Source organism: Micromonospora sp. NPDC047465, assembly GCF_040643125.1.
GTDB lineage: Bacteria > Actinomycetota > Actinomycetes > Mycobacteriales > Micromonosporaceae > Micromonospora.
Map to the genome: position 1 here is coordinate 224,077 of NZ_JBEYTP010000003.1, position 21,336 is coordinate 245,412.

Here is a 21,336-nt window from a genome sequence, read left to right on the forward strand (position 1 = left end):
CGGTAGGACCCCCGTCGCGGGTCCGCATCCCGGCCGGCGCCCCCGGCGACCGGTCGGCCGACCCCCGACGCCACCCGACACGACGCGAGCAACCGAGGAGGCAGCACCATGCCCGGCGAGACGACGAACTCCGTGCCCGAGTACCGCGAGCAGGCGGTGGAGAGCGAACGGGGTGCGCTGGTGGCGGTGTTGCTCATGGTGATCCTGGGCGTCGCCGGCATCTTCGCCGTCTCCTGACGCCACGCGCCGCCGTCCGGCGGCGACACTGTTCCCGACGCGCCGGTGGCGCCTCCGGTCGTCCGCCGGAGGCGCCACCGCCCGCGCCTGCGCTCAGGGTCGGGGCGCCTGGCCGTCGGTGTGCGGCAGCCGCTCGGCCGGGACGACGCCGAGCCGGCCGGCCTGGAAGTCCTCGACCGCCTTGAGCAGCTCGTCGCGGGTGTTCATGACGAACGGGCCGTAGTGCGCCACCGGCTCCCGGATCGGCTCGCCGCCCATGATGTAGAGGTCCAGCGCCGGGGTGTGGCTGTCCTGGCGGGCGTCCGCCGCGAAGGTCAGCGCGTCGCCCGGGCCGTGCACGGCGAGCTGACCCGTGTGCACCGGCCGCCCGTCGGTGCCGACGGTGCCGCGGCCGCCCAGCACGTAGACCAGGGCGTTGAAGTCCGGCCGCCACGGCAGGTCGACGCGGGCGCCCGGCTCCACGGTCACGTGGGTGATGGTGATCGGGGTGTGGGTGGAGCCCGGGCCCCGGTGCCCGGCGACCTCGCCGGCGATCACCCGGATCAGCGCGCCGCCGTCCGGCGTGGTGAGCAGCGCCGCCTCCTTGCCGCGGATGTCCTGGTAGCGGGGTGGGCTCATCTTGGCGACCCGGGGCAGGTTGACCCAGAGCTGCGTGCCGTGGAACAGCCCGCCGCTCGTCACGAGGTGTTCCGGCGGCGCCTCGATGTGCAGCAGCCCGCTGCCGGCCGTCATCCACTGGGTGTCGCCGTTGGTGATGGTGCCGCCGCCGCCCTGCGAGTCCTGGTGGTCCATGATCCCGTCGATCATGTAGGTCACGGTCTCGAAGCCGCGGTGCGGGTGCCAGGCGGTGCCCTTCGGCTCGCCCGGCGCGTAGTCCACCTCGCCCATCTGGTCGAGGTGGATGAACGGGTCCAGCTCGGTCACCGGCACGCCGGCGAAGGCCCGGCGGACCGGGAAGCCCTCGCCCTCGTAGCCGCTCGGCGCGGTGGTCAGCCGGCGGACCGGCCGGAACGCGGTGGACTCGTCGAGCCGGGGCAGGCGCGGCAGGACGAGCACGTTGTCGACGGTGATGGCGGGCATCGCAGGCTCCTCAGTTGTCGGGGTGCGGGGTCGACGCGTCGCGGTCCGCGCGCAGGCGCCGGCCGAGCCGCTCGAAGATCCGGGTGAGGCAGGCGACCTCGGCGTCGTCGAGGTCGTCCATCAGGTGGGCGCGCACTGACCTCAGGTGGTGCGGGGCGGCTTCGCGCAGGGTCAGCAGCCCGGCGGCGGTGAGCACCGCCTCGCTGCCGCGGCGGTCCTCGGGACAGGGCTCCCGGGCGACCAGGCCGCGCCGCTGCATCGACGAGATCTGGTACGTCAGGCGGCTCGGCGAGAAGACCAGGCGCCCGGCCAGCTCGCCCATCCGCAGCCGCTGATCCGGCGCCTCGGAGAGCAGGACGAGCACGTGGTAGTCGGCGAAGCTGAGCGTGCTGTCGGCGCGCAGATCCTCCTCGAGCCGCGTGAACAGCCGTTGGCTGGCCTCGATGTAGGCCCGCCAGGCGGCGAGTCGGGGGGCGTCCAAGCTCTCGGTCACGCCGCTACAGTAGCACTCTTTCAAAATTTAACTAGTGCTGTGTGAGCGCGGTTACCGCCGCTGTCCAGGACGGATCCTCCAGGTTTGAAAGACGGCGCCGGGAAACCCGAGTGGCGGGGTGCGCGGGTGTGTCAGACTCCGGCGTCGTGGAGCATCTCGAACTGACCGCCCCGGGCCTGCTGCTGCGTCCGTGGCGGGAGGAGGACACGCCGGCGGTCCTCGCCGCGCTGCGCGAGCCGGCGATCGCCCAGTGGAACCCCCCGGCGGGGCCGGTCGACCGGGCGGCGGCGCTGGCGTGGGTGCGTCGCCGGGCCGACTGGTCCGCCGGGGACCACGTCTCCCTGGCGGTCGCCGACCCGGCCGACCCCGCCAGGCTGCTCGGCTCGGTGTCGCTGTTCCGGATCCACGACGGGAACGCCTCCGTCGGCTACTGGACGGTGGACGGGGCGCGCGGTCGCGGCGTCGCCTCCAGGACCGTCGTCCGGCTCACCGGGTGGGCGTTCGCGGCGCTCGGGCTGCACCGGATCGAGCTGTGCCACGCCGTGGCCAACCCGGCCTCCTGCCGGGTGGCCCAGCGGGCCGGTTATCCCGCCGAGGGCACGCTGCGCGAGTCCTACCGCTACGGCGACGGCCGCCGCTACGACGAGCACCTGCACGCCCGGCTCGCCACCGACCGCTGAACGACGCCCCGCGCCACGCCCGCCACCGGGCCCGGCGGCCACCCACCCCGCCGCCCGGTCCGGCCGTCACCGGGTCTGCGGCGACGCGGTGAGGTGCATCCGGCCGACCAGTTGCCGAGCCTGCTCGGCGAACTGCGCGTCGACGATGACCGCGTACTGGCTGGCGCGCAGCGAGCTGGCGGAGGTGAAGTCGCGCTGCCCGCCGGTCATCGCGTGCGTGACCGCGCCGAACACCGCCCCCCAGATCGCGCCGACCACCAGCGCGACCAGGATGATCGCGATCCAGTTGTTGCCCGCCGTGAAGATGCCGAACAGCAGCCCGACGAAGAGCCCGAACCAGGCGCCCGTGCCGGCGCCCAGCAGCGCCGCCCGGCCGGTGGTCAGCCGGCCGAGCACCGTCTCGACCAGGGTGAGGTTCGTGCCGACGATGGCGGTGTGCTCCACCGGGAAGCGGTTGTCCGCGAGGTAGTCCACCACTCGCTGGGCGGACGGATAGTCCGGGTACGAGCCGATCGTCACGGTGGGCGGGCCCATCTCCGGGCCGTGCCCGTCGCCGGCATGGGCGGCCGGCCGACCGGCGGGACCGGACGGGAGGGTGTCGCCGCCAGGCATGCCGGGCCGCCAGCCCGAGGTCCCACTCGACGGTGTGCTCATGAGCCTCCTCCTTCGTCAACCGCCCGGGTTCCCGCCGCCGTCCACGGGTAACGCCGCCGGGGGCGCGGACCGGACCCGTCGGACCGGCCCGGTTCGACAGGACGCCGCGTCCGGCCGGTCCGCCGCGGCGGTCACCGGCGGCCGGGACGGGGTCAGCGGCCGGCGTCGCGCAGGTACGCCGAGGTGGCCTCGTCCGCCGGGAAGAACGACTCGATGGACAGCTCCTCGACCGTCACGTCGAGGGGGGTGTCGAAGGTCGAGACGGTGCTGAGGAAGGAGAGCTCGCCGCCGGGACGGCGCAGCCGCAGGGGCACCACGACGTCACCCGCGCGGGGCAGTTCGGCGTCCGGATCGGCAGACCCGCCCGGGTAGCCGCGCAGCTCCGCGTGGAGCGCGGTCAGCTCCGGGTCGGCCGTCAGTCCCAGGTGCCGGCGCAGCCGGCCGAGCAGGTGGTCGCGCCACTCGGCGAGGTTGACGATCCGGGGGGCCAGGCCCTCGGGGTGCAGGGTCAGCCGCAGCGCGTTGACGGGCGGCCGGAGCAGGTGCGGCGCGACGCCCTCGGTGAGCAGCGGCAGGGCGGCGTTGCCGGCGACCAGGTTCCAGAGCCGGTCCACCGCGACCGCCGGGTACGGCTCGTGCGCGCGCAGGACCCGGCGTACCGCGTCGAGGACCCGGCGCAGCTCGGGGGAGTCCAGCGGTGCGTGGGAGTAGACCGGGGCGTACCCGGCGGACAGCAGCAGCTGGTTGCGGTCCCGCAGCGGCACGTCGAGGTGCTCGGCCAACCGCAGCACCATCTCCCGGCTCGGCGTCGCGCGGCCGGTCTCCACGAAGCTGAGGTGCCGGGTGGAGATCTCCGCCTCGACCGAGAGGGCGAGCTGGCTGAGCCCGCGCCGCTCCCGCCACTGCCGCAGCAGCGCCCCCACCGGCGCCGACCGCCCCTCGACCACCGCGGCAGCGCCCACGTCCCGATCCTAGGCCGGGTGGACGGGCGGTGGGCGCCGGCACCGCCGTCGCGGAGAATGGGGGGATGCGTCTGGTGATCACCGCCGACACCCACGTGCCGGCGCGGGCCAAGGACCTTCCGGCGCCGCTCTGGGCGGCCGTCGACGCCGCCGACGTGGTGCTGCACGCGGGAGACTGGGTGGACGAGGCGCTGCTCGACGCCATGGCCGCCCGGGCCCGCCGGCTCGTCGGCGTGTACGGCAACAACGACGGGCCGGCGCTGCGCGCCCGGCTGCCGGAGGTCGCCCGGGTGGAACTCGACGGGCTGCGGATCGCGGTCGTGCACGAGACCGGGCCGAAGACCCGGCGCGAGGAGCGCTGCGCGGCCCGCTTCCCCGACACCGACCTGCTCGTCTTCGGTCATTCGCACATCCCCTGGGACACGGTCGCCCCGGGCGGGCTGCGTCTGCTCAACCCGGGCTCGCCGACCGATCGACGCGCCCAGCCGTACGCCACCTTCGTGACCGCGCGGGTGGCGGCGGGGCGGCTCGACGAGGTCGAGTCGCACCGCCTCCCGCCGCGTCACTGACCGCGGCCGGTCTCCTCCTGGAGCTCGTCGATCCGCTTGGACGCCTCGGCCTTCGTGAGCCCCTCCGGCAGGTCCTCACCGGCCTCGCGGGCCAGCGTGGCCAGGTACGACTCCTGCGCCGCCGTCGGCGGCTCCTCGCCGGTGACCCACTCGTCCGGGTCCTTGATCGCGCCCTGCGGGTTGGCCCGGGTGCTGTCGCGGTCCGCCATCATCTCCACCTTCCTTCGAACAGACGTGCCAATACCCCGCCCCGGGCCGATCCATGCGGATCCCCGGACGGGTCCTGCCGTCCGCCGGCGATCCGGCTCGGACCCACCCGTCACTCCGGCCCGCCGGGGCGGCCCACGCGCGCCGACATGCCGGGTCGATCTCGTCCGCCCGCCGGGCGTCGGGGCGCATACGATCGCCCGGTGAGCGCGGACCGGGCGGGTGTGGTGGTGGTCGGCGCCGGCATCGCCGGGGTGGCCTGCGCGACGGAACTGGTCCGCGCCGGCGTGCCGGTGGAGATCCGGGAGCGCGCCCGGGTGGCCGGTGGCCGGCTGGCCAGCCGCCGCTTCGACGGCCGGCCCGCCGACACCGGCGCCGCGTACCTCACCGTCAGCGATCCCGACTTCGCCGAGGTGGTCGAGGGGTGGCGGACCGCCGGGCTGGCCCGGCAGTGGACCGACACCTTCGTCGCGTACGGCGCCGACGGCCGGCGCGAGGTGCCCGGCCCGATGCGCTGGGCGGCGCCCCGGGGGCTGCGGTCGCTGGTCGAACACCTGGCCCGGGACCTGCCGGTGACCGTCGACCGGCTCGTGTTGGGCGTCGAGCCGGGGCCGGTGGTGGACGGACGGGCCTGCGAGGCGGTCGCCCTGGCGATGCCGGGGCCGCAGGCGGCCCTGCTGCTCGACCCGGCCCTGGACGCCGCCACCCGGGTCGTGCAGGCGCAGCGGTGGTCGCCGTCGCTGGCCGGGGTCCTGCGCTTCCCGAGTCGCCGGTGGGCCGCCTTCCGGGGTGCGTTCGTCAACGACCATCCGCTGCTGAGCCTGGTCTGCGACGACGGCGACCGGCGCGGCGACGGCGCGCCGGTGCTGGTCGCGCACACCACGCCCGGGTTCGCCGCCGGCCACCTCGCCCAGCCCACCGGTGCCGGGCCGGCGATCGAGGAGGCCGTCCGGGACCTGCTGGGGCTGCCCGAGCCGGCGGAGCACGTGCACGTGCACCGCTGGAGGTACGCGAAGCCGACGGCCGGCCGGGGCGGCACCTACCACCTGGACGCCGACGGCGTCGGGCTGGCCGGCGACGCCTTCGGCGAGCCCCGGGTGCAGAGCGCCTGGCTCTCGGGCCGCGACCTCGGCCGCGCCCTGGTCGCCCGCCTGACCTGACGACCGCCCGCCCCGGACCGCGGGTCGCCGCCGACTGACCGGTCACCCCCGCCAGGCCGAGCGCCCGCCGCCGGCTGACCGGTCGCCCCGGTCCGAGCCGACCGGTCAGCTCGTGGCGGCGACCGGCTCGCCGGCGCGGCCCGGCTCGGACGCGTCGGCGGTGCGTTCGCCCCTGCGGTCCAGCAGTTGCATCACCGGGGTCGCCGCGACACCGTGCACCACCACCGACACGATCACCACGAGGCCGACGGTCGCCCAGATCAGGTCCGCCTGCGCGAAGTCGGTCTTCGCCGTCGCGTACGCGAGGTAGAAGAGCGAACCGACGCCGCGGATGCCGAACAGCGCGATCACCCAGTGCTCGGCGGGACGGCCCGGCGCGCCGAGCAGGGACAGCCGGCCGACCAGGGGCCGCACCACGAAGACCAGCGCCAGCCCGACCGCCGCGGCCGGCCAGGTCAGCGGGGCCAGCAGCCCGCCCACCACCGCGCCGCCGAAGAGCAGCAGCAGCATGACGGTCAGCAGCCGCTCGATCTGCTCGGCGAAGGCGTGCAGCACCGAATGGAACTCGTGGGTCCGTTCGGCGGCCCGGATCGCCCGGGCGGCCACGAAGACCGCCAGGAAGCCGTACCCGCCGACCACCTCCACCAGCCCGTACGCCAGGAAGGTCGCGGCGAGCGCGAGAAAGCCCTCGGCGTGCCGGGCCAGCCGCAGCTCGCTCGGGGCCCGGAAGAAGAGCTTGCCGAGCAGCCAGCCGATCAGCCAGCCGCCCGCCACCCCGGCGACGACCTTCCAGAGCACGTCCACGGCGAGCCAGCGGCCCAGCCAGTCCGCCGGGGCGAGGCCGGTGGTGGCGATGGCGATGGCCGCGTACACGAAGGGGAAGGCCAACCCGTCGTTCAGCCCGGCCTCGGAGGTGAGGGCGAAGCGGACCTCGTCCTCGGAGTCCTCGACGTCGGTGGGCTCGCCGACCTGCACGTCGGCGGCGAGCACCGGGTCGGTGGGGGCGAGGGCCGCCCCCAGCAGCAGCGCGGCGGCCGGCACGAGCCCGGCCCACCACCAGCCGAGCAGCGCCACCGCGGCGATGCACACCGGCATGGCGATGGCCAGCAGCCGCCACGTCGACGACCAACGGGCCCAGCTCAGCGGCCGGTCGATCTTGAGGCCGGCGCCCATCAGCGCGACGATCACGCCGATCTCGGTGAGGTGGGTGGCGATCTCCGGGTACGCGAGCGGATCGGGGTTCGGCAGCCCGGTGGGAAGGACGAAGGCCAGCATGCCGAGCCCGAGGAAGGCGATCGGCATCGACAGCGGCCGGCGTTCGAGCACCCGGGGCAGGACCCCCGCCAGCAGCGCGCCCAGACCGACCACCGCGAACGCCACGTCTACCGGCTCCACGACACCACCTCTCCGCGTCGCCCGCGACGTGCGGGCAGGCGGAGAGAGTCCTTGCCCCCGGAGGTCTTTTCGTATTCCTGTCCCGATCGACCTCGTGTCCCGGTCCGGTGCGGTGCGACCGTCACGCCGCGGCGATCGGCGAGTCCGGGAGGGCGGCGAGCAGGGCCGCGGGATCGTCGTAGACGGCCAGCGCCCCGGCCCCGGCCAGCTCGCCCCGGCTCGTCCCGCCGCAGGTCAGCCCGACGCACGGGATGTCCAGCTTGCCGGCGGCTGCGACGTCCCAGACCGAGTCGCCGACGAAGACCACCCGCTCGGCGGCCAGCCCGGACTGCTCCAGCGCGGCCACCAGGATGTCGGGTGCCGGCTTGCTCTCCTGCGCGTCCGCCGCGCAGGTCACGGTGTCGATCACGTCGTCGGCGGCCAGGGCCCGGCGCAGCGCGGCGACCTCGTGCTCGGCGGCGGAGGTGGCCAGCACCACCCGCAGCCCCCGCTCCGCGCAGGCCCGCAGCAGGTCGGCCGCGCGGGGCAGCGGGACCAGCCGCTCCCAGTACTCCGCGAAGAGCGCGTCGTGGGCGTCCCGCAGCTTCCCGTCCGCGCCGCGGTCCCGCTCCGGGCCGAGCAGGTGGTCGAGCAGCTTGTCCGAACCCATGCCGATGGAGCGGTGGATCTCCGCCATCGGTACCTGCCGGTCGGTCTGGCGCAGCGCCTCCCACCAGCTCACGGTGTGCAGGTATGTGGTGTCGACCAGGGTGCCGTCCACGTCGAAGAGGACACCGGCGGGCTGTTCGGTGGGCATGGTGTTCCTCCTACCCGGTGCCGGGCCGGCTGACGCCACCGCTCACTCGGACGGGATCAGCAGCTCGAACCAGACCGTCGAGCCGCGTACGGTCGGGTCCGTCCCCCACGCGTCGCTCAGCTCCTCGATCAGCCCGAGCCCCCGGCCCCGGCTGCTGAGCGTGTCGGTCTGCGCCCGGGTGACCGTGCCCCGGGTGCCCGAGTCGGCGACCGACACCAGCAGCCGCTCCGGGCTCAGGTCGATCTCCACGCGGGCGGCGGTGCCCGCGTGCAGCAGCGCGTTGGTGGTCAGCTCGCTGGTGCAGAGCACCGCCGCGCCGATGATCGACTCCGGCACCTGCCACTCCGTGAGCTGCCCGGTCATCCAGTGCCGCACCCGGCTCGGCGCGGTCGGCTCGGCCGGCACCTCCATGCTCGTCGACCGGCTCGGCCGCAGCGCGTGCTCCACCGCCAGCACCGCGACGTCGTCCTCGGTGGCGCCGGGCACCGCCGCGGTCGCCACCGCGCACAGCGCGCGGGGGTCGCCGCTGCCCGCCCCGGCCACCGCCTCGGCCAGGGCGTCCAGGCCCGCCGTCAGCCCCTGCCAGCGCCGCTCCACCACGCCGTCGCTGAACAGCAGCAGCGTGTCGCCGGGGGCGAACCGGACCGTCGCGGTGGGCGGCCGGCAGCCCAGGCCCAGCGGGGCGCCGGCGGGCACGTTGACGTACTCGGCGAACGGCCCGCCGTCCGGGGCGCACCGACGGATCAGCGGGGCGGGGTGGCCGGCGCTGGCCAGGGTGAGCTGCTGCCGCTCGGCGTCGACCACCCCGAAGACCACGGTCACGAAGAGCTCGTGCGTGTCGCCCTCGGCGCCCAGGCTGGTGACCAACCGGTCGAGCCCGGCCAGCACGGCGTCCGGGCGCGGGTCGGTCAGCGCCAGCGCGCGCAGCGCGGCCCGGACCTGCCCCATCCGGGCCGCGGCCTGCACGTCGTGGCCGGCGACGTCGCCGAGCACGACGCCCAGGCCACCCGTCGGCAGCAGGAACGCGTCGTAGAAGTCCCCGCCGGCGGCGTTGCCGTCGACGCCCGGGTCGTAGCGGGCGGCGATCCGCATCCGGGGCAGGTCCGGCAGGTGCTCGGGCAGCATGCTGCGCTGCAGGAGCTGGGCGGTGCCGTGCTGCGTCTCGAACCGGCGGGCCCGCTCGGCGGCCTGGCCGACCAGCTCGGCGGACGCGGCCAGCAGGGCCCGCTGGGCGGCCGACCAGACGTGCGGGGCCTGGTAGCCGACGGCCAGCCCGCCGCGCACCACCGACGCCCGCAGCGGCACCGCGGCCAGCGCCCGGATCTTCTGGTCGTGCCGGTCCACCGCGATCTCCCGCAGCGGCTGGCCGTCGTCGACGAAGAGCGGCACGCCGGTGCGGGCGGCCGACGCGACCGGGCCCTCCCAGTCCGGCGGGATGCGCCGCCACAGCGGGGGGAGCCGCTCGTCGGCCTCGTCCATCAGCTCACCGCGTACGCGCCGGACCATCCGCCACCCGCCGCCGCCCTCGTCCACCGCGAACGAGACCCGGTCGGCGTCGAACGAGGTGATCGCGTAGCGCAGCGTCACCCGGGCCACGTCGTCCAGGGTGAGGGTGCCGGCGAGCGCGGCGGCGAAGTCGCTGAGGCTCTGCAACTGCTGGGTGACCTGGGCGGTCTCCGCGGCCACGGTCAGCACACCGACGATCCGCCCGGCGCTGTCCCGCACCGGGGAGTGGCCCCGGGTGAAGACCCGCTGCTCGACCGGGCCGGTACGCCGGCGCAGGGGAAGGGTGGACTCCTTCTCCAGGAACGGCTCGCCCGAGCGGTAGGCGCGCTCGACGGCGTCGCCGACCCCGGGCATCGGCCAGACCTCCGGGAACACCTCGCCGGCCGGCCGGCCCACCGCCCCCGGGTGCCGGTCGCCGATCAGCTCCGCGTACCCGTCGTTGTAGAGCAGCAGGTGGTCGGCGCCCAGGGTGAGGGCCATCGGCACGGGCGAGGCGAGGACGACCTCGGTCGTCGCGCGGACCGCCGGGTCCCACGAGTGCCACGGGCCGAGGGGGGTGCCGGCCCAGTCGTGGCCGAGGACGGCGGCCGCCGCGCCCGAGGCGGAGGGCGCCCCCGACACCGGGGCTGGTGGGTTGGGGACCCGTCCGACCGTTCCTGGCATGACCGCAGCCTAACCGGACCAACCGGCACCCGTTCCCGATCATGTCCCGCGCGTCGTCCACGGCGAATGTTCGGCCAGGTTGGGCCGGTTCTGCGATGACATGTCGGGAAAAAGACGGGGACCGGCACGGCGTGCCGCGTCGGCGACCGGGTATGCGCCCGACGCAGTCCATGCGACAGGAGGGACATCATGCCGGAAACCCTCGCGGTCAGGCAGGTCGACATCGGCGACGCCGTGGCCGACATGTGGAGGTCGGTGCTGCTGTTCATACCGCGGGCCGTCGCGTTCATCGCGATCCTCGTGGTCGGATGGCTCATCGCCAGAGCCGTGCTGAAAATCGTCGACGCGGCGCTGGAACGGGTGAATTTCGACAAAGCGGTCGAACGGGGCGGCATCAAGCGCGCGCTGGAACGCACGAAGTACGACGCCAGCGACATCCTGGCGAGACTCGCCTACTACGCCGTGCTGCTGTTCACCCTGCAGTTCGCCTTCGGGGTCTGGGGACCCAACGCGATCAGTGACCTGATCCGCGGCGTGGTCGCCTGGCTGCCACGCGCCTTCGTGGCGATCATCATCGTCGTCGTGGCCGCCGCGATCGCCAACGCCGTCCGGGATCTGGTCACCGGGGCGCTGGGCGGGCTCGCGTACGGCAAGATCCTGGCCGACCTGACGGCGATCTTCATCCTCGCGCTGGGTGTGATCGCCGCGCTGAACCAGGTGGGCATCGCCACCACGGTGACCACACCGGTGCTGATCGCGGTGCTCGCCACGGTGGCCGGCATCCTGATCGTCGGCGTCGGCGGCGGTCTGGTGAAGCCGATGCAGAACCGCTGGGACGGCTGGCTGAACCGGATGGCCGAGGAGTCGCGGGCGATGCAGGAGCACCGCCGGGCCCGGGAGGCCGGCCAGACCGACGTCGGCCGGCAGATGGCCGACCGGGCGGCGGCCGAGCGCACCCAGGTCATGCCGCAGGAGTCGACGATGGCCGGCGGGCGCGGCACCTACCAGTCGGAGAACGTGGGCGAGGAGACCCAGCAGTTCCGCCGCTGACCGAGCCGGTGACGGCCAGTCGGGAGGGGTGTCCGCGAACGTGGCGGGCGCCCCTCCGGCGTGCCGGCGGACGCGGTCGGCCCGCTCAGACGCGGGGAAGCGGACCCGGCGCCGGGGTGCCCAGCGAGCGGGCCAGCGCGCAGACCGCCAGCAGCCGCGTGAGCAGCCAGTCCGGCTCGGACCAGTCCACCGGCGCCGCCGCCGGCTCCCAGCCGTGCTCCAGCGCGGCCGCGCGTACGCCCTCCGCGTAGCCCGCGAGCGCGGCGGCGCTCAGCGACCGCCGGTCGCCGTCCAGGCTCTCCCGCACCGCCGCGGCGTGCTGGTCGACCAGGGCGAGCAGTCCCGGCCGCGCCGCGGCGGCGGCCAGCCCCTCGACGCCGACCGAGGCGGACAGGAGGGCCAGGGTGGCTCGCGCCGAGCCGGCGGCGGAACGGGCCTCGACCCGGTTGAACGGCACACGCATGGGAAACGAGGCTATCCGGCCGATTCCCCGGTCGACCTCGGCCACTCGGCGGGTTTTTGGTCCTCCACCGATCGGTCAACCCGGCGCACCGGGATTGACCCGGCGCGGGCGGGGCAGGAGGAGAACCGCCCGGACGGGCGCAGCCGACACCGTGGAGGAACGGATGGGACAGCACGTGGACGGACCGGACGAACGGCACCGCCGGCCGGCCGGGGTCAGCGACGAGACGGTGGCCGCGCTCGGCAAGCTCAGCGAGGCGCTGGAGTGCGTCGAGCGGGTCCGCGGCCACCTCTACTCGCTGCACCAGCTCGTCGGGCACGCCGACCTCATGCTCGACGACGCCGTGGAGATGTTCCGTGCCGCCGGACACCCGCACATCGCCGAGCGCATCGACACCGAGCTGCTGGGCCGCAACGTGATCGCCGGCCGCTGGACGTTCCAGATCGTCGAGGACTTCGACGACGGGTACTACGCCCTCTTCCGCGACCTGGACCGGGCGGCCCGCGAGGAGCTGGTCGACGGTCGCCGGCACCTCTACGAGGCGGAGATGAAGGAGCGGCGGCGGAGCCGGGGCCACCCCGGCCATGAGGCGCGCCCCGGCGGAGCGGGCTAGCGGCCGTCCTCCGGTCACGAGGCGCGCCGGAAGCGGCACCGCACGGGCGCCCAGGGGGCCGCCCCGGCCGCGAGGCGCGCTCCGGCAGAGCGCTAGCGCTCTGCCGGAGCGCGCCTCGGCCGCGATGCGCAGCGCCACGACCAGCCGGCGGTAGAGGTCGTCGCCGGCCAGCAGCTCGGAGTGGGTGCCCTGGGCCCGGATCCGGCCGTGCTCCATCACCACGATCCGGTCGGCGTCGAGCACGGTGGAGAGCCGGTGCGCGATGGTCACCACGGCCCCGGCCGCCGCGCGCTGCCGGACGCACTCCTGCAACGCCGCCTCGGTCAGCCCGTCGACCTGCGCGGTCGCCTCGTCGAGCAGCAGCACGTCGGGGGTGCGCAGCATGGCCCGCGCCAGGGCGATGCGCTGGCGCTGCCCGCCGGACACCTCCGTCGACGACAGCGACGTGTCCAGTCCGTCCGGCAGTGAATCGACCTTGTCGTCGAGCCGGACGGCGCGAAGAACCGCCCGGATCTCGTCGTCCGTGGCGTCCGGGTGGGTGAAGCGCAGGTTGTCGCGGATGCTGCCGGGCACCACGGGGGTCTCCTGCTCGACGTACGCGAGCCGGGCCCGCACCTCGTCGTGTCCGTGGGCCGCGTACGGGCGGCCGTCGAGGAGCAGTTGCCCCCGCTCGGGCTCCAGGAAACGCAGGATCAGCGAGAAGAGCGTGGTCTTGCCGGCCCCCGACGGCCCCACGATCGCGGTGTGCCCCCGCCGGGGGATGGTCAGGTCGATGTCGTGCACCGCGGCGGGCGCGTCCGGCCCGTACCGGGCGGTGACACCACGGAACACCAGCACCGGCTGCTCCGCGTCGGGCATGCCCGGGCGTTCCGCCGGGGCGGGCACCGGGCCCGCGGGCTCGGCCGGGATGGTCTCGACCTCGCGGATCCGCCCCGCCGCGGCGATTCCGGCCTGCAACGCCGTGGTGTTCTGGGTCAGCTCGGTGATCGGCCCCATGAGCTGGAACGTGTACAGCAGGAACGCGATCAGGCTGGAGATCTCCAGCAGGTCACGCTGGGCCCGCCAGGCGCCGATGCCCAGGATCGCGATCACCGCGAGCTGGATCCCCGTCCAGGCGATGGTCCAGACCGACGCGGTCACCCGCGCCGCCCGTACGCTGTGCGCCGCCGCCTGCCGTGCGTCGGCGACGATCCGCTCGGTCAACCGGGACTCGGCCCGGCTGGCCTTGACCGTCCGGATCGCGCGCAGCGCCCCCTCCAGCGTGCCGCCGAGCGTGCCCATCGACTCCTGCGCTGCGGCCTGCGCCGCCGCGATGCGGGGCATGAGCGCGCCCATGACCGCCGCGACGACCAGCACGGCCACGATGGTGCAGCCCAGCAGGAACAGGTCGAGCACGCCCATCAGCACCAGCGTGCCGACCAGGGCGATGCCGGCGTTGACCAGGCTGACGATGCTGCCGGACGCCTCGCGCAGCAGCTGCGTGTCGGAGGTGGCCCGGGTGACCAGTTCGCCGGGGGGTCGGCGTTGCAGGTCGCCGACGCGGGCCCGGAAGTAGTGCCGGACGATCGCGGCCCGGGCGTCGAGCACGATGTGCTCGGCCAGCGTCCCGAGCAGCCGCCACTGCCACAGCGAGATGGCCGCGCCGACGACGACGAGCGCCAGCAGCAGGCAGATCGGGCGGGCCATCGACCCGCCGGCGCCCAGTGTGTCCAGGACCCACTTGGTGACCATCGGCGTCGCGAGCCCGGCCGCGTTCGCGGCGAGCCCCAACACGAGCCCGAGGGCCATCGTCCGCCTGTGCGGGGCGAGGAACGACGCGAGCGTACGTAACCGGGATGGCGCCGGCGCGGAGGATGTCATGCCCTGAATGGAACAGTGATGTTCCAATCCAGTCAAGCGCTATACCGAAACGACGTATTGCTATCCTCGCCGCGTGACCGATACGCAGGTGTCCGGCAGCCGGGCCCGGACCCGCCAGGCCATCGTCGGCGCGGCGATCGAGGTGCTGGGGCGCAACCCCGCCGCCTCCCTCGGCGACATCGCCGCCGCCGCCGACGTGGGGCGTACGACGCTGCACCGCTACTTCGCCGAGCGCGCCGACCTGCTCGCCGCCGTCGGCACCGAGGCCGGTGCCCGGCTGGCCCGCGCGACCGCCCAGGCGCGGATGGCCGAGGGCAGCGGGGCGTCGGCCGTGCGCCGGCTCTGCCAGGAGTACTTCGACCTCGGCAGCCTGCTCTCGCTGATCTTCACCGAGCCGGGCCTCGCCGCCGCCCCGACCACCGAGGGGCCGGCCGGCTGCGATCCGGAGTTCGCCGCGATGGTCGAGCGCGGCCACCGCGACGGGACCATCGACCCAGAGCTGCCGGCGGACTGGGTGCAGAGCCTGGTCTGGTCCCAGCTGTACGCCGGTTGGGCCTACGTCGCCGAGACCGGCGCCTCCCGGCACGAGACGCTGCGCCTGATCCTGCGTACCGTCGACGGCGCGATCGCGGTCAAGCCGGGCTGATCCCGCGCGGCGAGGGCCGCGATGTCCGCGGCCACCGCGGACGTGATGACATCCTTGGCTCGTGGGGGGCGTCCGACGTGCGCTGCCGTGCGCCGCGGCGCTACAGCTACTCCGTCGAGCGCGCGTCGGCCGGGCGGCGGCGGGCCGCGTCGTCGGCGATGATCACGGTCGCCACCATCAGCGCCACGCAGAGGCTGAACAACCAGGAGTCGTCCGAGACCAGCTTGGCGGAGACGGGAGCCTGGAGCGCGGCGAGGAGAAAGCCGAGCCACGCCAGGCGGCGCTGACGCGTGGAGAGGAAGCCGGAGCCCTGTTGCATCCCGAAAGTCTTGCGCGCGACCCAGGGGTTGCCGTCAGCCGAACGGCCGATTCTGGATGAGCTGTCCGTTTCTCCACCCGTCCGGACCGCACTTTTTGTCCCTGCGGGGGAGGCCCAATCGCGGCGCCGGTGACACGAGGCAGGATGGTCGTCCGTGTCCACTGTCCCGCCCCGCGCCTCGCTGCTCCTGCTGGCCTACCTCGCCTTCGTCAGCCTCGGCCTGCCCGACGGGCTGATCGGGGTGGGCTGGCCCTCGATCCGGGCCGACTTCGGCGTGCCCACCGAGGCCGTCGGCCTGGTGCTCACCGCCGGGACCGCCGGCTACCTCACCTCCAGCGTGCTGGCGGGCTTCACGCTGGCCCGGCTCGGGGTCGGCTGGCTGCTCGCCGGCAGCACCCTGCTGGCCAGCCTCGCGCTCACCGGCTACGCGCTGACGCCCGGCATCGCCCTGATGGTGGGCTGCGCCCTGGTGCTCGGTCTGGGCTCCGGCGCGATCGACTCCGGGCTCAACGCGTACGCCGCCGGCGCCTTCGGTCCGCGCCACATGAACTGGATGCACGCCTTCTTCGGCCTCGGGGTGGCGCTCGGACCGCTGATCATGACCGGGGCGCTCAGCGCGGGGCTGGCCTGGCGCTGGGGGTACGGCCTCGTGGCGACGGCCCAGCTCGTCCTGGCCGCCGCGTTCGCGCTGACCGTCCGGGCCTGGCGGGACCGGGCCCCGGCCCGCGAGCCCGCCGGGCCCCCGGCCGGCGCGGCGCCCGTCGCCCCGCCGACCGTCACGCCGGTACGCGAGACGCTGCGGCTGCCGGCGGTCTGGATCGGCGCGCTGGCCTTCGCCGTCTACGTGGCGATCGAAGTGGCCGCGGGGCTCTGGGCGTTCCTGCTGCTCACCGAGGGCCGCGGCCTCGGCGCGGCGGTGGCCGGCATCTGCGTCTCGGGCTACTGGGCGAGCCTGTTCGTCGGGCGGGTGGTGCAGGGCGTGGTGGCCGAGCGGCTGGGCGCGGGGGTGGTGCTGCGGGGCAGCCTGGTCGGGATGGCCGTCGGCGCGGCCCTGATCGCGGCCCCGGCCCCGGCCTGGCTGGCCGTGGCCGGGCTGTTCGTCGTCGGGTTCGCCGCCGCCCCGGTCTTCCCGCTGCTCACCCTCACCACCGTCGACCGGGTGGGCGCCGCGCACGCGGACCGGACCATCGGGCTCCAGATCGGCGCCGCCGGGCTGGGTGGGGCGCTCGTCCCGGCGGGGATCGGGGTGCTGCTCGGCAACACCTCGGTCGAGCTGCTCGGGCCGGCGCTGGTCGTGCTCGCGCTGGCGCTGATCGCGCTGCACGCGGCGGGCGCCCGCCGGCAGCACGACCGCCACCGGGCCGGAGGCGCCGGCCGGCCGGCGCCGGCGACCCGCTGAACGGGACCGGCGCCCGCCCAGGCCGAAGGCGCTGACCGCCGGAGGCGTCGCACCCCTTGAATCGATGCTGCGCGCCGGTGCCGGGCGGCCCGCTGAGCTGCGGCCGGCGCAGGCGGCCGGGTCGCTCGCCCGCGCCGGTCGCGGCTCACATCGTGTCGGGGCCGGTCCGTCCGGTCGTGGAGGGGCGGTAGGCGCGCTGCGGGTCGGTCGGCTCGCGGCCCGCCCCGGCGGCCTGCCCGCCGCGGTCCACCGCCTCCGGCCCGTGCCCGAACGCGGCCTCCTCGCCGGCGTCGTTGCCCGTCGCGTCGTCGGTTTGGCCGTCCAGGGTCGACCGCGCGACGGCCTTGTCCAGTTCCTGTAGGGGAATCCGTTCCTCGTCGCGCCACACCGTGTTCTCGTCCGTCATACCCATCGCGGTACCCGGGCCCGCTCCCCGCAAACGGCGATGGCCGCCGGGGGAGCCGGCGGCCATCGGAGTCGTTGCCCGGGGGCGGGGGATCAGGGCTGCGGCCGGTCGACCCTGCCGCGCCAGGCGCCGGTCTCCTGACCGCGCCGCTCGATGAACTGCTTGAACCGATCGAGGTCGCCCTTGGCGCGCCGGTCGACGATGCCCAGTTTGTCACCGGCCTGCTCGACCACGCCGTGCGGCTCGAACTCGAGCTGCAGGGTGACCCGGGTGGTGTCCGGGTCCAGCCGGTGGAAGGTCACCACTCCGGCCTGCTTCGTGCCGTCGGTCGAGCGCCAGGCGACCCGTTCGTCCGGGAGCTGCTCGGTGATCTCGGCGTCGAACTCGCGCTTCACCCCGGCGATCTCGACGGTCCAGTGGGTCATCGTGTCCGACAGTTGCCGGACCTCCTGCACCCCCTCCATGAAGTGGGGGAACTCCTCGAACTGGGTCCACTGGTCGTACGCGGTGCGCACCGGGACGGAGACGTCCACGTGTTCGGTAACGCCACTCATCAGGCATCCTCCTTCGTCCGCCGGTGTCGGGCCGGATCGTGCGGGGATCCGGTCACCAGCGGGTCGTCTCGTTCTTGTGGCCGAGCGCCGCCCACACCTCGGAGACCGTCTGGTAACGGGTGCCTTCGGGCAGCCGCTCCAGTTCCGCGAGGATGTCCGCCGGCGCGTCGTTGTCCCGCGCGTTGGCGATCAGTGCCTCCCGGTCGCCGGGCAGGGCGGCCATCGTGATGAACCGTCCGAGCCGGCTGCGCCGTTCGACGTCCTGGGAACTCATCCCCTTGGGCGCGCCCGTACGCAACTCGCCGGCCGGGGCCGTTGTCGGCTCCGGCTGGTCCTCACCGGCCGGCTCCGGCACACGGGACTCGTCGACCCGCGAGCCGCCGGTCCCCGGCCCCTGCACGAGGCCGCTGACCTCCCGGCTCATCTGCTCGTCGACCCTCGGTCCGTGCTTGCTGCTGCCACGTTCCATGCCTTCTGCGCTACCCGGTGGCACCGGCGGTAAACCGGCAGCGGTCACGCGTCGGCGGGCGTCTTCGGGGGCAGGACCGGCTCGTCCGGGTCCGGCTCGCCGGCCTGGAGCACGCGACCCCGCTGCAACTCGGCGTTGATCTGCACGCCGAGCATCAGCGCCGAGTTGGACAGGTAGAGCCAGACCAGGAACGCGATCACGGCACCGAGGCTGCCGTAGGTGGCGTCGTACGAGCCGAAGTTGGCCACGTAGAGGCCGAAGCCGAAGGAGGCGACGACCCAGGACACCAGGGCGACCGCCCCGCCCGGGGTGAGCCAGCGGAACCGCGGCTGCCGGACGTTCGGCGCGATCCAGAACAGCAGGCTCAGCAGCACCATCATGACCATGGCCAGCACCGGCCACTTGGCGACGCTCCAGGCGGTGCGCGCCAGCCCGCCGACGTTCAGCAGGTCGCCCACGGCGTCGGTGACCGGGCCGCTGACGATCAGGCCGGTGGCGACGACGGCGAGCAGCACCAGCGAGACCGCCGCGAGCCCGATCTGCATGGGCCGCAGCTTCCACACCGGCCGCCCCTCCGCCACGCCGTAGACGGCGTTGGAGGCCCGGGTGAACGCCCCGATGAAGCCGGACGCCGACCAGAGCGCGCCCAGCAGACCGAAGCTCAGCAGCACGCTGGCCGAGTCGTTCTGGTCGACCACGCCCCGGACCACCGAGACGAAGCCCTCGTTGGCCACCACCGAGCCGGCGCCCATGTCCCGGGCCAGGTCGAGCACCGTGTCCACGGTCTGCTCTCCGTTGGACACCAGCCCGACCAGGGCGACCACCACGATGGTGGACGGGAACAGCGCGAGCACGCCGTAGTAGGTCAGCGCGGCGGCCCAGTCCGCGCAGTTGTCCTTGACGAAGTTCCGCGCGCTGCGCACCAGCACCCCGCGCCAGGTCCGCCAGCTCAACTGCCGCACCCTGCGGGGGATCCGCGGCCGCTGCTCCCTGGTGCGCGCCGTGCCGGGCTCCGTCGTCGTCATGGCCCGCTCCCTGCGCCCCGGCCGCCGGACGCCCGGGTGCCTCCGGCTCAGCCTGGCCCCGCCGGTACCCCCGGCCGGAAAACGACAAACCCGGCCGCCCGGTTTGCCGACCGGCGGTGGGGGAACGGTCAAACCAGAACCCATCGACGCGGAGGAGGACGAGATGCCCGGGCGCGAGGTACTGCCCAGCACGCTGCGACGCTCCCCGGAGAAGGCGCAGCGCACCTGGGAGAAGACGCACGACTCGGCCGTGGAGACGTACGGCGAGGGGGAGCGGGCGCACCGCACCGCCTTCGCCGCAGTGAAGCACCGGTACGAGAAGGTGGGCGACCACTGGGAGCCCAAGGGCCGCAAGGGCCCGAGCGACCGCCAGGCGGCCGGCGGCGGACCGGAGCGCCGGGCGCCCACCGCCGGCGGGGTGGACGCCAACGCCACCAAGGACCACCTGATGAAGGTGGCCCGCAAGCTGGACGTCCCCGGCCGGTCGAGCATGACCAAGCCCGAACTGGTCAAGGCCATCGAGAAGGCGAACAACCGGCAGACCGCGAAGGCCCGCGGCCGCTGAGGCCACCATCGCGTACGACGCAGGGGCTGCCCGACCGCGGGCAGCCCCTGCGTGCGCGTGCTCACCAGTGGCCGCCGCCGGGCGCCTCGATGTGCACCGCCTTGGTGGCGGTGAACTCGTCCAGCAGCTCCGGGCCGTACCCGAAGCCCTGGCCGCTGCCCCGGCGCGGATGCGCGGCACCGCCCGGCGCCCCGCCGAACACCGCGTTGATCTTCACGGTGCCCACCGGCAACTCCCGCCAGGCGCGCTGGGCGTGGCTCATCGAACCGGTCAGCACCGTGGCGGACAGCCCGTACGGGGAGTCGGCGGCGCACCGCAGCGCCTCGGAGAACGAGTCGACCACGACGATCGCGGCGACCGGCCCGAACGTCTCCTCGCGTACCAGCGTCATGTCGTGCCGGCAGTCGGTGACCACCGTCGCCGGGTAGAAGGCCCCCGGGCCCTCGGGCAGCGTCCCGCCGGTGCGGATCCGGGCCCCCTCCGCCACCGCCGCGGTCACCTGCCCGTGCACGTGGTCGCGGTGCCGCCGGTCCACCAGCGGCCCCAGCTCGGTCGCCGGGTCCGCGCCCGGGCCGACCCGCAGCCGCTCCGCCCGCTCCACGAGGGACCCCGTAAGGTCCTCGGCGACGTCCCGGTGCGCGTAGATCCGCTCCACCGCCACGCAGATCTGCCCCGCGTTGGCGAACGCGCCCGTCGCCGCCTGCCCGGCCGCCCACACCGGGTCGACGTCGCCGTCCACGACCAGCGGGTCGCTGCCGCCGTTCTCCAACACCACCTTGGCGCCGGTCCGCGCCGCCGCCGCCGCGACGGCGCGCCCGGTGGCGGTGGAGCCGACGTGCGCGACCACGTCGACCTCCTGCGCGGCCAGCGCCGCCCCGACCTCCGGGCCGCCGGTCAGCAGCGACAGCACCCCGGGCGGCAGCGCGGAGTCCAGCGCCTTCGCCAGCAGCCAGCCGGTCGCCGGGGTGCGCTCGCTCGGCTTGTAGAGCACCACGTTGCCGGTGACCAGGGCGGCGCCGAGCAGCCCGCACGAGACCGCCACCGGGTCGTTCCACGGGGTGATCGCGGCGACCACCCCGCGCGGCTGCGGCACCATGAAGTCGAGGGCGTGCGTGCCGCCGTGCAGGGTCCGCCCGCCGCGCAGCGGGGCGAGCTCCGCGTACTGTCGCAGCGTGCCGATGCCCGCCTCCACGCCGCCCCGCGCTTCCGCGAGGGGCTTGCCCATCTCGGCCGTCGTCGCGCGGGCCAGCTCGTCGGCGACCGCCGCCACCGCGTCCGCCGCCCGGTGCAGGGCCGCCACGCGCTCGGCGGAGGCGGTCCCCGCCCACTCCGCCGCGACGCCGCGCGCCGCCTCCACCGCCTTGCCGACCTCGTCCGCCGTCGCCACCGGCACGGAGCTGACCGGGGAGCCGTCGGCCGGATCGCGTACGACCAGCTCGCCCCCCTCGCCGCCCGCGCCCCACACTCCACCTATGAGCTGCGCAACCGTGTACATGCGGCGGTGGATCCCCGTGCCCCGACGCGGCAAACGCGTTTCGCCCGGTTGCCGCCAGGGTAGGCGGACC

Annotated in this window: 24 protein-coding genes and 1 pseudogene; 9 read left to right on the forward strand and 16 right to left on the reverse strand. The window is 74.9% G+C overall.

Features of this window, described 5'->3' with window-relative positions; all coding sequences use genetic code 11:
• The first annotated feature begins 108 nt into the window (after positions 1 to 108).
• Complete coding sequence (locus tag ABZ793_RS05025; RefSeq protein ID WP_350706359.1) at positions 109 to 237, forward strand: hypothetical protein; 129 nt, start codon at positions 109 to 111, stop codon at positions 235 to 237.
• A gap of 93 nt (positions 238 to 330) precedes the next feature.
• On the opposite strand, the gene ABZ793_RS05030 is transcribed toward ABZ793_RS05025, so the two are convergent.
• Positions 331 to 1,317: a pirin family protein gene (locus ABZ793_RS05030; RefSeq protein ID WP_357452062.1), complete on the reverse strand. Its 987-nt coding sequence runs from the start codon at positions 1,315 to 1,317 to the stop codon at positions 331 to 333.
• Positions 1,318 to 1,327: 10 nt separating this feature from the next.
• Entirely contained in the window at positions 1,328 to 1,810 is a 483-nt protein-coding gene (locus ABZ793_RS05035) for a MarR family transcriptional regulator (RefSeq protein WP_357452065.1), read from the reverse strand.
• A 146-nt stretch (positions 1,811 to 1,956) separates the two neighbouring features.
• Between ABZ793_RS05035 and ABZ793_RS05040 the strand changes: the two genes are divergently transcribed.
• Positions 1,957 to 2,490, forward strand: coding sequence for a GNAT family N-acetyltransferase (locus ABZ793_RS05040; protein WP_357452068.1), 534 nt, complete (start codon positions 1,957 to 1,959; stop codon positions 2,488 to 2,490).
• Between the two features lie 66 nt (positions 2,491 to 2,556).
• On the opposite strand, the gene ABZ793_RS05045 is transcribed toward ABZ793_RS05040, so the two are convergent.
• Both ABZ793_RS05045 and ABZ793_RS05050 read right to left on the reverse strand, forming a co-directional pair.
• Positions 2,557 to 3,144 (reverse strand): general stress protein, encoded by a 588-nt coding sequence (locus ABZ793_RS05045; protein ID WP_357452071.1) that lies wholly within the window; start codon positions 3,142 to 3,144, stop codon positions 2,557 to 2,559.
• A 152-nt stretch (positions 3,145 to 3,296) separates the two neighbouring features.
• Positions 3,297 to 4,106 (reverse strand): helix-turn-helix transcriptional regulator, encoded by an 810-nt coding sequence (locus ABZ793_RS05050; RefSeq protein ID WP_357452074.1) that lies wholly within the window; start codon positions 4,104 to 4,106, stop codon positions 3,297 to 3,299.
• 65 nt (positions 4,107 to 4,171) lie between these two features.
• Between ABZ793_RS05050 and ABZ793_RS05055 the strand changes: the two genes are divergently transcribed.
• A complete protein-coding gene (locus ABZ793_RS05055) occupies positions 4,172 to 4,675 on the forward strand; it encodes a YfcE family phosphodiesterase (RefSeq protein WP_357452077.1) in 504 nt (167 codons plus the stop codon).
• Here ABZ793_RS05055 and ABZ793_RS05060 read toward each other — a convergent pair.
• Complete coding sequence (locus ABZ793_RS05060) at positions 4,669 to 4,884, reverse strand: DUF3072 domain-containing protein (protein ID WP_350706346.1); 216 nt, start codon at positions 4,882 to 4,884, stop codon at positions 4,669 to 4,671. The genes ABZ793_RS05055 and ABZ793_RS05060 overlap by 7 nt on opposite strands.
• Before the next feature lie 222 nt (positions 4,885 to 5,106).
• Here ABZ793_RS05060 and ABZ793_RS05065 point away from each other — a divergent pair, with 222 nt between their 5' ends.
• Positions 5,107 to 6,042, forward strand: a complete 936-nt coding sequence (locus tag ABZ793_RS05065; RefSeq protein WP_357452337.1) for an FAD-dependent oxidoreductase — start codon at positions 5,107 to 5,109, stop codon at positions 6,040 to 6,042.
• 105 nt (positions 6,043 to 6,147) lie between these two features.
• Here ABZ793_RS05065 and ABZ793_RS05070 read toward each other — a convergent pair whose 3' ends face one another.
• From ABZ793_RS05070 to ABZ793_RS05080, 3 genes are all read right to left on the reverse strand, one after another.
• The gene (locus ABZ793_RS05070) at positions 6,148 to 7,437 is read right to left on the reverse strand and encodes a cation:proton antiporter (RefSeq protein ID WP_357452081.1); all 1,290 of its coding nucleotides are present in this window, start codon (positions 7,435 to 7,437) and stop codon (positions 6,148 to 6,150) included.
• Positions 7,438 to 7,558: 121 nt separating this feature from the next.
• Positions 7,559 to 8,233, reverse strand: coding sequence for an HAD family hydrolase (locus tag ABZ793_RS05075; RefSeq protein WP_357452084.1), 675 nt, complete (start codon positions 8,231 to 8,233; stop codon positions 7,559 to 7,561).
• A gap of 42 nt (positions 8,234 to 8,275) precedes the next feature.
• Positions 8,276 to 10,402: a SpoIIE family protein phosphatase gene (locus ABZ793_RS05080; protein WP_357452087.1), complete on the reverse strand. Its 2,127-nt coding sequence runs from the start codon at positions 10,400 to 10,402 to the stop codon at positions 8,276 to 8,278.
• 189 nt (positions 10,403 to 10,591) lie between these two features.
• Here ABZ793_RS05080 and ABZ793_RS05085 point away from each other — a divergent pair, with 189 nt between their 5' ends.
• A complete protein-coding gene (locus ABZ793_RS05085) occupies positions 10,592 to 11,452 on the forward strand; it encodes a hypothetical protein (RefSeq protein WP_357452090.1) in 861 nt (286 codons plus the stop codon).
• 85 nt (positions 11,453 to 11,537) lie between these two features.
• On the opposite strand, the gene ABZ793_RS05090 is transcribed toward ABZ793_RS05085, so the two are convergent.
• Positions 11,538 to 11,915 carry a DUF6401 family natural product biosynthesis protein gene (locus ABZ793_RS05090; RefSeq protein ID WP_357452093.1) on the reverse strand — a complete coding sequence of 126 codons (378 nt, stop codon included), beginning with the start codon at positions 11,913 to 11,915 and terminating at the stop codon, positions 11,538 to 11,540.
• 163 nt (positions 11,916 to 12,078) lie between these two features.
• On the opposite strand from ABZ793_RS05090, the gene ABZ793_RS05095 reads away from it, so the two are divergent.
• Positions 12,079 to 12,528, forward strand: coding sequence for a hypothetical protein (locus tag ABZ793_RS05095; protein WP_357452096.1), 450 nt, complete (start codon positions 12,079 to 12,081; stop codon positions 12,526 to 12,528).
• Positions 12,529 to 12,879: 351 nt separating this feature from the next.
• Here ABZ793_RS05095 and ABZ793_RS05100 read toward each other — a convergent pair.
• Positions 12,880 to 14,388 (reverse strand): annotated as a pseudogene (locus ABZ793_RS05100) (ABC transporter ATP-binding protein); the annotation flags it as partial.
• 73 nt (positions 14,389 to 14,461) lie between these two features.
• Between ABZ793_RS05100 and ABZ793_RS05105 the strand changes: the two are divergent.
• Positions 14,462 to 15,034 (forward strand): TetR/AcrR family transcriptional regulator, encoded by a 573-nt coding sequence (locus tag ABZ793_RS05105; RefSeq protein WP_357452099.1) that lies wholly within the window; start codon positions 14,462 to 14,464, stop codon positions 15,032 to 15,034.
• Positions 15,035 to 15,140: 106 nt separating this feature from the next.
• Here ABZ793_RS05105 and ABZ793_RS05110 read toward each other — a convergent pair whose 3' ends face one another.
• Positions 15,141 to 15,353 carry a hypothetical protein gene (locus ABZ793_RS05110; protein ID WP_357452102.1) on the reverse strand — a complete coding sequence of 71 codons (213 nt, stop codon included), beginning with the start codon at positions 15,351 to 15,353 and terminating at the stop codon, positions 15,141 to 15,143.
• A gap of 154 nt (positions 15,354 to 15,507) precedes the next feature.
• Between ABZ793_RS05110 and ABZ793_RS05115 the strand changes: the two genes are divergently transcribed.
• A complete protein-coding gene (locus ABZ793_RS05115) occupies positions 15,508 to 16,752 on the forward strand; it encodes an MFS transporter (protein WP_357452104.1) in 1,245 nt (414 codons plus the stop codon).
• Between the two features lie 145 nt (positions 16,753 to 16,897).
• Here ABZ793_RS05115 and ABZ793_RS05120 read toward each other — a convergent pair whose 3' ends face one another.
• The 4 genes from ABZ793_RS05120 to ABZ793_RS05135 all read right to left on the reverse strand — a co-directional run bounded on the left by ABZ793_RS05120 (position 16,898) and on the right by ABZ793_RS05135 (position 19,206).
• Complete coding sequence (locus ABZ793_RS05120; RefSeq protein WP_357452107.1) at positions 16,898 to 17,158, reverse strand: hypothetical protein; 261 nt, start codon at positions 17,156 to 17,158, stop codon at positions 16,898 to 16,900.
• Between the two features lie 92 nt (positions 17,159 to 17,250).
• Positions 17,251 to 17,712: an SRPBCC family protein gene (locus ABZ793_RS05125; RefSeq protein ID WP_357452110.1), complete on the reverse strand. Its 462-nt coding sequence runs from the start codon at positions 17,710 to 17,712 to the stop codon at positions 17,251 to 17,253.
• 52 nt (positions 17,713 to 17,764) lie between these two features.
• A complete protein-coding gene (locus ABZ793_RS05130) occupies positions 17,765 to 18,181 on the reverse strand; it encodes a DUF2795 domain-containing protein (RefSeq protein WP_357452113.1) in 417 nt (138 codons plus the stop codon).
• 44 nt (positions 18,182 to 18,225) lie between these two features.
• On the reverse strand, positions 18,226 to 19,206 hold the full coding sequence (locus ABZ793_RS05135; protein ID WP_357452116.1) for a YihY/virulence factor BrkB family protein: 981 nt from the start codon (positions 19,204 to 19,206) through the stop codon (positions 18,226 to 18,228).
• A gap of 163 nt (positions 19,207 to 19,369) precedes the next feature.
• On the opposite strand from ABZ793_RS05135, the gene ABZ793_RS05140 reads away from it, so the two are divergent.
• Entirely contained in the window at positions 19,370 to 19,771 is a 402-nt protein-coding gene (locus ABZ793_RS05140) for a ChaB family protein (protein ID WP_350706322.1), read from the forward strand.
• A gap of 61 nt (positions 19,772 to 19,832) precedes the next feature.
• On the opposite strand, the gene ABZ793_RS05145 is transcribed toward ABZ793_RS05140, so the two are convergent.
• Positions 19,833 to 21,266, reverse strand: coding sequence for an aldehyde dehydrogenase family protein (locus ABZ793_RS05145; RefSeq protein WP_357452119.1), 1,434 nt, complete (start codon positions 21,264 to 21,266; stop codon positions 19,833 to 19,835).
• Positions 21,267 to 21,336 lie beyond the last annotated feature (70 nt).